At 59.8% G+C, this 13,874-nt stretch carries 13 protein-coding genes; 4 read left to right on the top strand and 9 right to left on the bottom strand.

Translation table 11 applies throughout. From position 1 onward, the window contains the following. Window positions 1-34: 34 nt before the first annotated feature. Window positions 35-1,138, bottom strand: coding sequence for a branched-chain amino acid ABC transporter substrate-binding protein (locus tag LVY75_26485; protein XAZ22332.1), 1,104 nt, complete (start codon window positions 1,136-1,138; stop codon window positions 35-37). A gap of 608 nt (window positions 1,139-1,746) precedes the next feature. On the opposite strand from LVY75_26485, the gene LVY75_26480 reads away from it, so the two are divergent. Next, the gene (locus tag LVY75_26480; GenBank protein ID XAZ22331.1) at window positions 1,747-2,658 is read left to right on the top strand and encodes an HD-GYP domain-containing protein; all 912 of its coding nucleotides are present in this window, start codon (window positions 1,747-1,749) and stop codon (window positions 2,656-2,658) included. A 97-nt stretch (window positions 2,659-2,755) separates the two neighbouring features. On the opposite strand, the gene LVY75_26475 is transcribed toward LVY75_26480, so the two are convergent. The 3 genes from LVY75_26475 to LVY75_26465 all read right to left on the bottom strand — a co-directional run bounded on the left by LVY75_26475 (window position 2,756) and on the right by LVY75_26465 (window position 5,533). Continuing rightward, window positions 2,756-3,814: an alpha/beta hydrolase gene (locus LVY75_26475; GenBank protein XAZ22330.1), complete on the bottom strand. Its 1,059-nt coding sequence runs from the start codon at window positions 3,812-3,814 to the stop codon at window positions 2,756-2,758. A 140-nt stretch (window positions 3,815-3,954) separates the two neighbouring features. Then, on the bottom strand, window positions 3,955-5,283 hold the full coding sequence (locus LVY75_26470) for an aspartate aminotransferase family protein (GenBank protein ID XAZ22329.1): 1,329 nt from the start codon (window positions 5,281-5,283) through the stop codon (window positions 3,955-3,957). Between the two features lie 94 nt (window positions 5,284-5,377). Beyond that, window positions 5,378-5,533: a hypothetical protein gene (locus tag LVY75_26465; protein XAZ22328.1), complete on the bottom strand. Its 156-nt coding sequence runs from the start codon at window positions 5,531-5,533 to the stop codon at window positions 5,378-5,380. Here LVY75_26465 and LVY75_26460 point away from each other — a divergent pair. Then, entirely contained in the window at window positions 5,532-7,505 is a 1,974-nt protein-coding gene (locus LVY75_26460) for a PhoX family phosphatase (GenBank protein ID XAZ22327.1), read from the top strand. The two genes, LVY75_26465 and LVY75_26460, sit on opposite strands and share 2 nt — an antisense overlap. Window positions 7,506-7,648: 143 nt before the next feature. Here the strand turns inward: LVY75_26460 and LVY75_26455 are convergent, their stop codons facing one another. The 5 genes from LVY75_26455 to LVY75_26435 form a co-directional block, all read right to left on the bottom strand. Continuing rightward, on the bottom strand, window positions 7,649-7,966 hold the full coding sequence (locus tag LVY75_26455) for a metalloregulator ArsR/SmtB family transcription factor (protein XAZ22326.1): 318 nt from the start codon (window positions 7,964-7,966) through the stop codon (window positions 7,649-7,651). 116 nt (window positions 7,967-8,082) lie between these two features. Next, on the bottom strand, window positions 8,083-8,832 hold the full coding sequence (locus LVY75_26450; protein XAZ25838.1) for a pyridoxamine 5'-phosphate oxidase family protein: 750 nt from the start codon (window positions 8,830-8,832) through the stop codon (window positions 8,083-8,085). A gap of 115 nt (window positions 8,833-8,947) precedes the next feature. Then, a complete protein-coding gene (gene choV / locus LVY75_26445) occupies window positions 8,948-9,994 on the bottom strand; it encodes a choline ABC transporter ATP-binding protein (protein ID XAZ22325.1) in 1,047 nt (348 codons plus the stop codon). After that, window positions 9,991-10,836 carry a choline ABC transporter permease subunit gene (gene choW, locus LVY75_26440; protein ID XAZ22324.1) on the bottom strand — a complete coding sequence of 282 codons (846 nt, stop codon included), beginning with the start codon at window positions 10,834-10,836 and terminating at the stop codon, window positions 9,991-9,993. Before choW ends, choV begins: the two co-directional genes overlap by 4 nt. A gap of 77 nt (window positions 10,837-10,913) precedes the next feature. Beyond that, on the bottom strand, window positions 10,914-11,870 hold the full coding sequence (locus LVY75_26435; GenBank protein XAZ22323.1) for a choline ABC transporter substrate-binding protein: 957 nt from the start codon (window positions 11,868-11,870) through the stop codon (window positions 10,914-10,916). A 236-nt stretch (window positions 11,871-12,106) separates the two neighbouring features. Between LVY75_26435 and LVY75_26430 the strand changes: the two genes are divergently transcribed. Together LVY75_26430 and LVY75_26425 are read left to right on the top strand one after the other, a co-directional pair. Beyond that, entirely contained in the window at window positions 12,107-12,709 is a 603-nt protein-coding gene (locus tag LVY75_26430) for a thymidine kinase (GenBank protein XAZ22322.1), read from the top strand. 72 nt (window positions 12,710-12,781) lie between these two features. Continuing rightward, window positions 12,782-13,855: a hypothetical protein gene (locus LVY75_26425; GenBank protein XAZ25837.1), complete on the top strand. Its 1,074-nt coding sequence runs from the start codon at window positions 12,782-12,784 to the stop codon at window positions 13,853-13,855. The last annotated feature ends 19 nt before the right edge of the window (window positions 13,856-13,874 follow it).

The raw sequence follows: 13,874 nt of genomic DNA, 5'->3' as shown, positions 1-13,874 counted from the left end.
ATTGGCGCCCGGTCGCATGTTCCATTCGTTCCGATTACTCGGCAGCAACGATCTTGCCGCCTTCCCACTTGTAGAGCGAGAAGCTCTGCGAGGAGAGGTCGCCGGTCTCGCCATAGGTGAGCTTGCCAATCGCCGTCGGGATCTGCTCGCCGCCCTTCAAGGCAGTAGCAACGGCTTCTGCATCCTCGGCACTGCCGGCCTTCTCGATGCCGGCCTTCAGGACTTCAACGGCAGCATAGGCGTTGAGGGTGAAGGCTTCGGCCGGGATCTTCTTGGCGGCGAGCGCATCAGCTGCAGCCTTGGAGTCCGGGCTCTTGGTGGCGTCGGAGGCATTGGTGAACAGCGTGCCAGCTGCCGCATCGGTGCCGATCGTCCAGAATTCCGTGTTGGAAAGGCCGTCGCCGCCGATGATCTGGGCATTGACCGAAAGGTCATGCAGCTGACGGGCAAGCAGGCCACCTTCCGGGTGGTAGCCGCCGAAATAGATGAGATCGACCTTCTCAGCCTTGACGCGGGTGGTCAGCGCGGAGAAGTCCTTGTCGCCGGGCGTGATGGAGTCGTTGATGACTTCGGTGATGCCACCAGCGTTCAGCGTTGCCTTGAAGGCGTCGGCGAGACCCTTACCGTAAGCGCCCTTGTCGTTGATGATGGCGACTCGCTTGTCCTTGAAATGTTCGAGAACGTATTTGGCGGCGACTTCGGCCTGCTGGTCGTCCCGGCCGCAGGTGCGCAGAACATTGGTCAGGCCGCGCTTGGTGAGGTCAGGCGCCGTGGCGGTCGGGGTGACCATCAGCACGCCGTTTTCGGCCAGAACATCAGAAACCGGGATGGCAACTCCCGAGGTGACCGGGCCGACGACGAAGCGGATGCCTTCGCCGACAACCTTGTTCGCAGCAGAAACGCCCTGCTTCGGCTCACCGGCATCGTCAGCGAGTTCGAGCACGACCTTCTCGCCGAGAATGCCGCCGCTCTTGTTGATTTCATCGACGGCGGTCTGCGCGCCGTTCTTTACCTGGTCGCCATAGGCTGCCACCGGACCGGTCAGCGGCGCGATGAGGCCGATGACGATATCCGCATGCGCGAGCGGGGCAAATGCCAGCGAGGCGACCAGCGTCGCCGTCAGAGTCTTCAGGGTCATGTTCTGTCTCCTTGGGTAGGGTCGTCTTCGACCACCGGTTGCTTGTCGCGCAGGCCATTCTTTTGTCAGCGATCCCGTTGGGAGCGTGCCAAGGACGAGGAAAAGCTGCACGATCAATGAGCCCCGCGGCCATATTTGGCTCGCCCGGCGCATGGCAAGATTTCTAGAAATTTCGGTGAGATTCCGCAAGATGATAACAAGATCGGCGCCGATTTCGCCAAATCTGAAAAGATTGCGCCCGATTTTTTGATTTTTCAGTCCATTTCCCGCAATTTTCGGTCTGTCCTGCCCAGGCTGATCGGCGGATCACGGCACCCCTGTCAGGGCAATCTCAATCCGCAATTGTCAGAGCTGGGTTCTTCCGGCCCGATACGTTCAGTCGTGCGGACTTGTAGGGCGAAGCTGTCCTCGACAGAGCATATCGGCGGCTGAGGATAAGCCCATATCTGGTAATGGCGCCGCTGATCACTGTTTTTGCTTTGCTGTTTTAGCGAGTTAACAATTGATTCTGAGAATCCCAGTATAACTACTATTCCCTAGTATATTGTTGCGGTGCAATAAAATATTCGATTTGTCGATTCAGACATATAGCGGGAACAGATATCTGAATGCTCAAGCGTATTGAAGCTAGGCAAGTGCGGACCGGAATGTTTATCGAGATGGTCGAGGGTGTCTGGGACCATCCTCTTCTATCCCGGCGACGGTTCTTACTGCGGCGTGAGAGCGATACGCTGAAGCTCAACGAATGTGCGGATGCAGGTGTCGTGATCAACACCACCAAGGGCATCGATGTCGGAGGTACCTCCCGCAAGATCGAGATCGACATCAAGGCGGCGCGCGAGACCATTCAGAAATCCGTGGAAGTGCTGGAAAATGTCTTCGGCCGGCTGCGGGGCGGAGATGCGATCTCCGTCGACCAGGTCGAGCCGGTAATTTCCTCTGTTTCCAAATCGATGGATGACCATCCTGCCGTCTTCATCAGCGTTACCCGGCTGAAATCCAAGGATGAAGTCACCTTTCTGCATTCCCTTTCGGTCAGTGCCCTGATGATCCTTTTCAGCCGCCACCTCGGGCTAGATGAGGAAGTGGTGCAGGCGCTCGGCACGGCGGGGCTGTTGCACGATGTCGGCAAGCTCGAAATTCCGCTCGAAGTGCTCAACAAGGAGGGGCGCCTGAACGAAGACGAGATGCAACTGATCCGCGATCATCCGGAAAAGGGGCATGCGATCCTGGCGCGTCAGGAGGGCATGTCGAAAATTGTTCTCGACGTCTGCCTCAATCATCATGAACGGATCGACGGCAAGGGTTATCCGCGCAACCTGTCCCATGGCGAAATCAGCCTTCACGCACGCCTTGCGGCGATTTGCGATGTCTATGACGCGGTCACTTCGGCACGCCCCTACAAGTCAGCGTGGAGCGCGAAAGAGGCGCTGACCTGGATGCTGGCCAACGAAGGGCATTTCGATCGCCGGCTCGTCAAAAAGTTTGCCCTCTGCCTTTCGGTCGCCTCCGTCTCCTGAACGTATCCGTTTCGAGACGCAGGCCCGCGGATCTGATCCGCGGGACTATGTCTTCGTCATTCACTGCTCTCTAAGGCGCGGGGATGAGGGGCCTTGTCTACTGATCCGCGAGCGCGGTTCCCAGGAAATCCGTAACCATGCCGGAAACCTGCCGGTGAATGGCTGCGCGATCGGCGCCGGCGCCATCCCGGCAGACGATGCTCTCGCCGGGCGCCTCCTCCTCGATCAGTTCGGCGGCGCCAGGCTTGCATGTCTGCATGAAGCTGAAATGCAGCGATCCGGGGATCAGGCTGTAGGTAGTGGTTGCTGGCGGCAGATAGCGGGCAATATAGCCGGAATCCTTGTTCGTGGCGGCGATGTCCGCCTTGATTGCCGTCTCCGTATCGACGTCCGCCTGAGCACCCAGCACCATGACGGGGATGTGGATTGCCGCAAGGCTCTCCGGCATCAGCCCGCGGCCGGGGCCGAGGTCGAGTGCCACGACGGCGCGGATTCTCGCATCGCTGTGATCGGCGGCCAGTGTCGCGCTGGAGGCTGCATCGCGCCCGACCCCCAGCGCCTCGAATATCTTGCAATAGATCGGGCTGAATTCAGCCGCGCAATTCCTCGTTACCCTGGCCGCATCGAAGCGTCCGCCCGCCAGTTCGACGACCGTCCAGCCGCCGAGCGAATGGCCGATGGCGGCAATCCGACCGGATGCCACGCCGCCCGTCAGATCGGGATTGCCGAGCAGAGCATCGATCACGCGGCTGAGGTCGCCGGGGCGTTTCCACAGTTCGACGGCATCGGGTTTCCGCATGTCGAATGTCGTCGTACCCGGATGATCGGGTGCGGCAACGACATAGCCTGCGTCAACGAGGTCGGCGGCAAGCCAGGCGAGGTTGCGCCAGCTCCCGCCGTAACCATGGGAGAGGACGACCAGCGGATGCGGGCCGGTCACGGGTGCGGCATCCCGGATCACGGGCTGGCCGACAAAGGCCGGCGTTTCGCCAAGAAGAATCGGCGTGGCGTCCGATGCGGTTGGATACCAGATGCTGACATGAACAGGGCTATCGCTATTCTTGCCGGCCAGGGTGATTTCACGAAAACCGGTTCCGGCATGTGCTGCAGGTGCCAGCAGCAGGACGAGGGAGAGAAGGAAGACGAGTCTCTGCATGGGATCTCCATTGGGGTGATTTGCCCTGTTTGCAGGAAATCCGTCACACCGGAGACCGATAACGCGATCGAGGTCGTCGGCATCAAAAAGAAAGGGCGAAGCCGGAGCCTCGCCCTTGAATTCATCCAGGATGATTGAGCTCAGATGTTGTTCTGCAGGATCGTGCGCAGTTTGCCGAAGAGCTCGTCGATGTGCTTCTTCTCGATGATCAGCGGCGGCGAGAGCGCGATGATGTCGCCTGTCGTGCGGATCAGCAGACCGCTTTCATAGGCCTTGAGGAAGGCCGTGAAGGCGCGCTTGGTTGGCTCGCCGGCAATCGGGTCGAGCTCGATGGCGCCGATGAGACCCGTATTCCTGATGTCGATGACGTTGGGGCAATCCTTCAGCGAATGCAGCGCATCGGCCCAATAGTCGGCGAGCTCGGCTGCGCGTGTCAGCAGGCCTTCTTCCTTGTAGGTGTCGAGCGTTGCAAGGGCTGCGGCCGAAGCGATCGGGTTACCCGAGTAGGTATAACCGTGGAAGAACTCGATCATGTGCTCGGGGCCGTTCATGAAGGCATCGTGGATTTCCGAGGTCACGAAGACGGCGCCCATCGGGATGACGCCGTTGGTCAGGCCCTTGGCGGCGGTGATCATGTCGGGCTTCACGTCGTAATACTGGGCAGCGAAGGGAGCACCGAGGCGGCCGAAGCCGGTGATGACTTCGTCGAAGATCAGCAGGATACCGTGCTTGGTGCAGATTTCGCGCAGTTTCTGCAGGTAACCCTTCGGCGGAATGAGCACGCCGGTGGAGCCGGCGACCGGCTCGACGATGACGGCGGCGACCGTGGAGGCGTCATGCAGCGTGACGATGCGCTCGAGTTCGGTGGCAAGATCGCCGCCAATTTCAGGCTCGCCGCGGGTGAAATTGTTCTTTCCGGGCAGGTGGGTGTGCGGCATGTGGTCGACGCCGGTCAAAAGCGTGCCGAACATCTTGCGATTGGTGACGATGCCGCCGACGGAGATGCCGCCGAAGTTGACGCCGTGATAGCCGCGCTCGCGGCCGATCAGGCGGAAGCGTGAGCCATTGCCCTTCACGCGGTGATAGGCAAGCGCCACCTTGAGCGCCGTTTCCACCGATTCAGAACCGGAATTGGTGTAGAGGACGTGATCCAATCCCTCGGGGGCGATGTCGACCAAGCGGTTGGCGAGTTCAAAGGCCTTGGGGTGACCGAGCTGGAAAGCGGGGGCGTAATCGAGTTCGCCCGCCTGCTCGCGGATCGCTTCGGTGATCTTCGGGCGGCAGTGTCCCGCATTCACGCACCAGAGGCCAGCCGTACCATCCAGAACCTGACGTCCGTCATGGGTCTGGTAGTACATATCCTTCGCACTCACGAAGAGGCGCGGTTCCTTCTTGAACTGGCGGTTCGCGGTAAAGGGCATCCAAAAGGCGCGAAGGTCGTTTGGCGTTGCATTCAGGCGGTTGGACATGCTGTTCTCCTGGCCGTTGGGGAGGCCATCCCGTTCAAGGCTTGGCGCCGTTTGTTTTTACTGCCCGGTCAAATTATCAGCGCCGGGCAAGGCGTCAAGCCGAAGAAGCGCCGCCAAATGCCGTTCCCGAGACGCTTGAAGCGTCATCAATCCTTCGCCGGGCATTGCTACAGAAATCGATGGCCGCAATGGCCAAGGGCATTTCATTCATTTCCTTGAAATTCAACCGTTTTTTACCGGAGGTAGTCATGACGGACCGCCAGAAAACCAGGCCGCGCCCCAATCCGCGGCGTGCATTTGCGCCGAGCTACGGCACCATTCTCGAAGAAGGCGTTCGTCGCCGTACTATTCTGAAAGGCTTCATCGCAGCCATGGGCGCGGCCGCTTTTGCGCCGGCGCTCGAAGCTACCAAGGCAGAGGCCGCCGAGTCGACGCTCACTTTTCCAGAACTGAAGCGCGTGCGCGACACCGCCGACCACTGGCCTGAAGGCTATGAGCGCCAAATCCTCGTTCGCTGGGGCGATGCACTCTTTGCCGACAGCCCGGAATTCGACGTGGCCAAGCTCAACGGCAAGGCCGCCGAACGCCAGTTCGGCTACAATAACGACTTCACGCAGTTCCTGCCATTGCCCTGGGGCGAGAAGAGCTCGGACCACGGCCTGATGGTCGTCAGCCACGAATATGCGACGCCCTTCCTGATGTTCCCGGGCCTGACGGCGGAGAATTATCGCGAGAAGCTGACCGAGGACCAGATCCGTGCGGTCATGGCCGCTGTCGGCGTCTCCGTCTTCGAAGTGCGCAAGGACGGCAATCAGTGGCAGGTGGTCAAAGACGGCAAATATAATCGCCGCATCCACATGAGCACGGAAATCGGCATTTCCGGTCCGGCTGCCGGTGACGACCGCCTCAAGACCAAGGCCGATCCGACCGGCACGGTCGTCTTCGGCACGATCTCGAACTGCAATGGCGGCATCACGCCCTGGGGCACGATGCTCTCAGGTGAAGAAGGCGCAATGGACGTCTTTGCCGGCGACTATAAAAAGCTCCCGAACCAGGAACTGGTCGAGCGCCAGGGCTGGGACGAGGATGAGAACGACATCTATTCCGTCAGCCGCGTCGAACCGCGCTTCAAGTTCGAGGAAGAGCCGAACGAATGGATGCGTTTCGACTGGGTCGTCGAAATCGATCCCTTCGATCCCTCGGCAAAGCCGGTCAAGCGTACATCGCTCGGCCGCATGACGCATGAAGGCGCGCAATGTTGCGTGGCGCCGGATGGCCGCGTCGTGGTCTTCATGGGCGATGATGACGATTTCGAATATATCTATCGCTTCGTCACCCGCGATCCGTGGAACCCTGACGATCGTGCCGCCAACAAGGACCTGCTCGACCACGGCACGCTGTCGGTCGCCAAGTTCGAGAGCGACGGCACGATGCGCTGGATCCCGCTCGTTGCCGGCGAAGGCCCGCTGACGGCGGAAGCCGGTTTCAAGACGCAGGCCGATGTGGTCCTCGCAACGCGCGCTGCGGCCGATCTCGTCAGTGCGACACCGATGGATGGCCCGGAAGGTTTCATCCCGCATCTCGGCACCGGCAAGCTCTATGTTGCCATGACGGAGAATGAGGACCGCCTGCCGAAGGGCCAGGGTGACGACGAGAAGGAACAGGTCAACGTTGCCAATCCGCGTGGCCCCAATCCGCATGGGCACCTGCTGGAACTGGTAACCCCCGGCGGTCCGGACAAGCCTGACTACGCAGCCGAGAGTTTCAAATGGGACGTCTTCGTCCTTTGCGGGGATCCGGCAAAGCCCGAAGACCAGGCGATGTTCCATCCGGCGACCACTTCGGCTGGATGGTTTACTGATCCTGATAATCTTGCCGTCGATCCGGCAGGCCGTCTTTGGGTGACGACCGACGGTCCGCCGCCGGAAGGCATCGCCGATTCCGTCTATGTGATGGATACAGAAGGTCCGGGCCGCGCGCTGCCGAAGCTCATCTATATCGCGCCCGTCGGTTCGGAGACCTGCTCTCCGACCTTCACCTCTGATGGTTCCAGCGTCTTCCTCTCGGTCCAACATCCGGGCGAATTGCGCATGGCGGACAACGAGGATGCGACTTCGATGGAAGATGCCGGCACCAGCTGGCCGGACTTCAAGCCGGGCGTACCGGCCCGTCCGTCGCTTGTCGTGCTGACGCGCAGCAAGAACGGAGTGGTGGGCAGCTAAGCCCGCTTCTCCAACCAAACAAGGCCGGCAATTCTTGCGAATTGCCGGCCTCTAAGGCTTCACGTGCTGAAAATAGCATAAGCAGCGTCCGCGGAAACATCTCCTTGAACGTTGCTCAGACTGACATCATGTCAGCGCTAACATCAGGCTGCAGACCTGCTCCGGTTCTGAGCCACGTAGATATCCTCGAGTGTTGCAAGGATCTTCATGACCGGCTCGGAGTTGCTGGAATAGTAGATCGTCTGTGCATCACGACGGGTCTTGACCAGCTTCTGAGCGCGCAATTTCGACAGATGCTGGGAGAGGGCCGACTGGCTCAGGCCAACCTGGGTAGCGAGAACGCCGACAGGCACTTCTCCCTTTACCAGGCTGGTGAGGATCAGCAAACGCTTGGGGTTGGCCATGGCCGATAATAAAGCTGCCGCCACATTGGTGTGCTCGGCCAAATCAGAGGTTTCCATATTTTCTTCTTCCTAATGCGAAACGTACATCATCCGTACAGGCACAGGCCGTCAGACGGTTCTTTGACTGACGGCGAAAACTAGCAATTGGGTTTGAAGATTGTATATACCTAAATTTAAGGTATCAGGTATGCTATTTTAGATATGTTTGAACAAATGTGATCCAAATCCTCAGCGGGTATATCGAACTCGCAACGCAACAATAAGTCACCTGAAATCATATCAAAACCGGCGGAATCGACACCGCTTATGCGCCAGGGACCTACTTCCGGAGCCTTTAGCCTCAATGTCAGCGCTGACATCAGGTCCGGATGGCGCGCTATTAAATCTTGCACTGCGGCGTCAGCTTTTTCCGCGATGTCATCATTTGCCGCGGAGGGAATCACGAGATCACTGCCGTCCAAAATGTATGCACGACCGAAGCCGCCATTGAGGCTCGCCGATTGCGGGACAAGGCGGAAGAAGCGGAAATCCGGGAAGTCGATATAGAGGTTCGCCTTTGGGTGACGTGCGAGAAAGCGGCTGCGGATGCGCGTATGAAGGAGCGTATCCCGCTCCACCCGTTCCGCACGGCACTGGGTCGTCAACCGCGCATGGGCAAGCGGATCGCCCTTGCCGGGTTCGCCGGTCAGCAGCGAGGCTCTGGTATCGGCGGCAAGTGCTTTCGTGTGGGTCGAGAGCGCGGAAACGAGAATGACCGGAACGCCGTCTATGTCCGTGCCGAGGAGAACCCGGCTTGCGAAGGGAAAGCCGGTTTCAGGATCGAGAACGGCGAGAGCCGCATAGCGGGCAGAACGCAAAAGGGTGCGCGCCAGCTTGCGGGCCTCGTCGTCGGTTTCGCGAAGCGTTGAGGATGGCTCTTTCATATCCGCGTTGTCGCAAAGCGGAGTGGAAGGATCAAGTCTAAAGCGTGGCTCGATCTCCGAGATTTGCTCGCCGCGCTTCAGTGCTTTGTTTTCGGTGCCGTATCGCGAACCTGCTTCAGTCCTTCCGCCTGTGCCGGGTGAGGCCGGTGACGACATCCTGCGCCGAGATCGTGCCAACGATCTGGCCGTTGTCGACGACACCGATACTGCCCGGCTGCCGGGCGAGGGCATCGAGGACATCGACGAGCGGCGTCGTGGGGCGCGCGGTGGCGCTGACCGACATGCCGATTGCCGCATCGCCAAGCCCGGGCTGCATGATGTCAGAGGCCATCAGCATATTGATCGGGTTCATGTTCTGCACGAAATCGGCGACATATTGATCGGCCGGGTTCTTGACGATCTCCTGTGGCGTTCCGCACTGGATGATCCTTCCGCCCTCCATAATGGCGATGCGGTTGCCGATGCGGAAGGCCTCGTCGAGATCATGGCTGACAAAGAGAATGGTCTTCTTCAGTCGCCGCTGGAATTCCAACAATTCGTCCTGCAGTCGCGTGCGGATCAGCGGGTCAAGTGCCGAGAAAGGCTCGTCCATCAGGAGGATCGGGGCGCCGGTGGCAAATGCGCGGGCAAGGCCGACGCGCTGCTGCATGCCGCCGGAGAGTTCGTTGACCTTGCGGTCCGCCCATTTCGTCAGGTTGACGAGTTCGAGTTGCTCGCCGACACGGCTCTTGCGTTCGGCTTCCCGTACGCCCGAGAGCTCGAGGCCGAAGCCGACATTCTCCGCGACGGTGCGCCAGGGCAGAAGGGCGAACTGCTGGAACACCATGGAAACCGTATGCGTGCGCAGGTCGCGCAGCGCCTTGGCATTACATCTGTAGGGGTTTACCGGTCCCGTTGCCGCCGAGACGGCGACATCGCCGCGCACGACGGGGGCGAGCCCGTTGACGGCACGCAAGAGCGTCGATTTGCCGGAGCCTGAAAGGCCCATCAGCACGAGGATTTCGCCTTCCTGGATCGTCAGCGAGGCGTTGGCGACGCCGAGAACGAGGCCAGTCTCGGCGCTGATCTCGTCGCGTGAGCGACCTTGGTCGACCATCGCGAGCCCAATTTCCGGCCGGTCGCCGAAGATGATGCTGACGTCCTTGAAACTGACCGCGGTCATGCGCCGTCTCCTTCGCCTGCGGTGCGGAACATGCGGTCCAGAATGATCGCCAGGATAACGATGCAGAAGCCTGCCTCAAAACCCTTGGCAATGTTGACGGTGTTCAGGGCACGTACCACCGGTACGCCGAGACCGGGGGCGCCAACGAGGGCGGCGATGACGACCATCGAGAGGGAGAGCATGATCGTCTGCGTCAGGCCGGCCATGATCTGCGGTGTCGCGAAGGGCAGCTCTACCTTGCGCAGAACCTGCATCGGCGTTGCGCCGAAGGCGACGGCTGCTTCGACGAGGGAGGGGGGCGTCGAGATGATGCCGAGGCGGGTGAGGCGGATGGGAGCGGGGATGGCGAAGATGACGGTTGCAATCAGGCCCGGCACCATGCCGAGGCCGAAAAGGATAAGCGCTGGAATCAGATAGACGAAAGTCGGAATGGTCTGCATGAGGTCCAGGACGGGCCGCATGGCGGCATAGATCCAGGCGCGGCGGGCAGCCGCAATGCCGAGCGGAATGCCGATCACCATGCTGACGAAAGTCGCGGCGAGCACGAGCGCCAGCGTTTCCGTCGTCTCCTTCCAGTAGCCCTGATTCATGATGAGCAGCAGCCCAAGACAGGTGAAGACCGCTACTGTAATCGACCGGCGCAGCCACCAGGCGAGGAGACTGATGGCAAGGACCGCAATCAGCGGATTGGGCGTCTGCAGCACGAAAAGCAAAGCATTGATGACGTGCGACAACAGGGCGGAGAGTTGGTTGAAAAACCATTCGCCGTTCGATGTCAGCCAATCGACAAAGGACTTAGCCCAGGGGCCAATGGGAATTTTAGCGTCGGTGATCCAATTCACGAGGCGCGCCTGTCTTTTGAGAACGAAGATCGGGATGAAAACGAAAACGGGGCGGCAGACCCGCCCCGTTCATTTCATCAGAGGCCGAGGCCGGACTTGACGGCTGCGAGGCCGTCGCTGCTGCCATCGCGCGTCTTGACGCCGGCGAGCCAGGGCTCGACCGCGGACGGATTGGCCTTCAGCCATTCGCCCGCTGCCTTTTCCGGATCTTCGCCCTCATTCAGGATCTTGTTCATGATCTCGTTTTCCATCTTCAGGGAGAACTTGAGATTCTTGACCAGCGTCCCGACGTTCGGGCACTCGCCGAGATAGCCGGCACGCACGTTGGTATAGACTTCGGCGCCGCCGAAATTCGGTCCGAACGTGTCGTCGCCACCCGACAGATAGGTCATCTTGAAGTTGGTGTTCATCGGATGCGGTTCCCAGCCGAGGAAGACGATCGGCTTGCCTTCCTTCTCGGCGCGGGCGACCTGCGCCAGCATGCCCTGCTCGGAGGATTCGACGAGCTCCATGGCCTTCATGCCGAAGGTGTCCTTGTCGATCATGTCGATGACATGGCGGTTGCCGTCATTGCCGGGCTCGATGCCGTAGATCTTGCCGTCGAGATCGTCCTTGTGAGCCGCGATATCCTTGAAGTCCTTGATGCCGAGTTCGGCGCCCTTGGCATTGGTCGCCAGCGTATATTTGGCGCCGACAAGGTTCGGACCGTAGGATTCGACCGACTTGTCGTCCAGATAGGGCTGGATATCGGCCTTCTGGGACTGCATCCAGTTGCCGAGGAAGACGTCGATGTCCTTGTTCTTCATCGAGGTATAGGTGACCGGCAGGGAGAGAACCTTGATATCGGCCTCATAACCGAGCTTCTTCAGAAGCAGGGAAGCGGTCGCAGTGGTCGAGGTGACGTCCGTCCAGCCGATGTCCGAGAGATGGACAGTGGAGCAGCTTTCAGGATCTGCGGAGAAAGCAGCGGTCGCGACAGAGAGCGCGGCGACTGCAGTTGCGGTGACGAGTTTGAATGCGCTTGTTGTTTTCATTTTAGACTCCCAGTCTTACGTTCCCAAGCCAACCATCAATAGACCAGTTTTACAAGCGATCTCGGCGCGTTTGCGGCGTTCCGGACTATATGATTGCGACGCTCCGGCGTTTTTTGAGAAAGCTTGAATTTCAAGGCTTTTGGCGATTTCGCCGCCTGGATTTCCTGTGATTATCGATTTCTTGGGGCTTTTCTTTGCGTTCTCCAGCTTCCAAGAAGCCAGATAAGGAGAATTCGATGGCAAAGCTCTATTTCAACTACTCGACGATGAATGCCGGCAAGTCGACCATGCTGCTGCAGGCCTCCTACAATTACCACGAGCGCGGCATGCGCACGGTTCTCCTGATCGCGGCCTTCGACGATCGGGTCGGGCGGGGTGTCATCGGTTCGCGCATCGGGCTCGAGGCAGAGGCAATCCCCTTCGAAGGTGACAGCGATCTCTATGCGCTGGTGCGCAAACTCAGCAGTGAAGGGCAGGCGATCTCCTGCGTCTTCGTCGACGAGGCGCATTTCATGACCCGCGATCACATCTGGCAGCTTGCCCGCGTGGTCGACAGGCTTGGCATACCCGTCATGGTCTACGGCCTGAGAACGGATTTCCAGGGCAAGCTCTTCCCGGCCTCTCAGGAACTCCTGGCAATTGCCGACGAGATGCGGGAGGTGCGAACCATTTGCCATTGCGGGCGCAAGGCCACCATGGTGGTGCGGCTCGATGCGGAGGGCAAGGTGCTGCACGAAGGCGCACAGATCGATGTCGGGGGGAACGAGAAATATGTTTCGCTGTGCCGCCGCCATTGGGACGACGCGATGAATGGCGAATGGATTGCCGAGCCGGTCTGAGCAGGCAAAGGCCTGTTTTCTTTGGCGATGCAAATGACTAATCTGCAATCTGCAGATTCCCTGGAGTGCCCGGTGCGCAAGAGCCCGCCCTTCGACAGCCAGTATGATGCCGCCCGAGACCTTGCCGAGGCCATGGGCGGGGAGGCGGACTATTGTGCCGCTTGCATCGCCGGCTTCGATGGTGACGGGCAGCGCTCATCCGATGAGCTTTTCCTGGAGCAGAATGCGCGATTCCAGGCCTTCTTAACCGACAGTTCCACGCTTGATGTGCTGCTTGCGGAACTCGTCTTCTCGCTCGACCAGTTCACCGCCAAGGTCTCTGCGGACCTCGACAGTTTTCGCGGATTGACGCGGCGCGAAAAGATGGCCGGCTGGTTTTCGCGACAGCGCATGTGGCGTATGCACAGCGCGCGGGTGCGCGAGGCACCGGTGGTGGAACAACTGCTCGATCTCCTGGCGAAATCCGATCTGTTGGCAACGCTGCTCAAGGACCAGAGGCAATCGCTTGTCGAGCGTCACAAGAGCGCCGAACTGAGCCTCGTCGACATTGTCGAGCACCGGCGACGACTCGTCGACGAGATTGATATTGCGCGAATGCGGATGAAGGAGCTCAACGCCAAGGCATTGAACGCACAGGGTCGCATCGGCGTCTACGGCAACAAGGCGCATTGGGAGCAGATGGAGGCGGAGCGCCTCGCGCTGAAAGCGGAGGCAGAGCGCATTTCCGTCGAGGAACATGCGATGCGCGACGAAAGCCAGCGGCGCGAACGCTTCATCGGCATGTTCCAGACCTTCGTCGACAGGTTGAACGGCCGTATCGCCGGCTGCAATGCGCTCATCCGCAAGCTATCGGTCGATACGGAGGAGCGGCTCGTCATCTACCAGGCACAGGTCGACACCGACCGTCCGGGCATGAAAGTAAGGATCAAGCCGGAGCTCTTCCCAAATATCGCCGCATCCATAGCGCTTTTCGAAAAGGGCATGCTGGTGCCTCAGGATCTGGTCCAGCGAAAGAGCCGCGCAGACCAGGACTTTGCCCGCAAATTTCCGGCCTATGCCGATGAACCCTCGGATGCACCGTTGATCGACGTGGTACGAAAATCCCCCGTATTCGGCCTCGGCTTTCTGCGTTCGCTGCGTTCCTGACAGGGCGGCGAGGGCAGGC

Origin of the sequence: Sinorhizobium sp. B11, from assembly GCA_039725955.1 — a bacterium.
Lineage (GTDB): Bacteria > Pseudomonadota > Alphaproteobacteria > Rhizobiales > Rhizobiaceae > Rhizobium.
The sequence above is the reverse complement of the archived record's forward strand: the minus strand, read 5'-3'. Positions and strand labels throughout refer to the sequence as shown.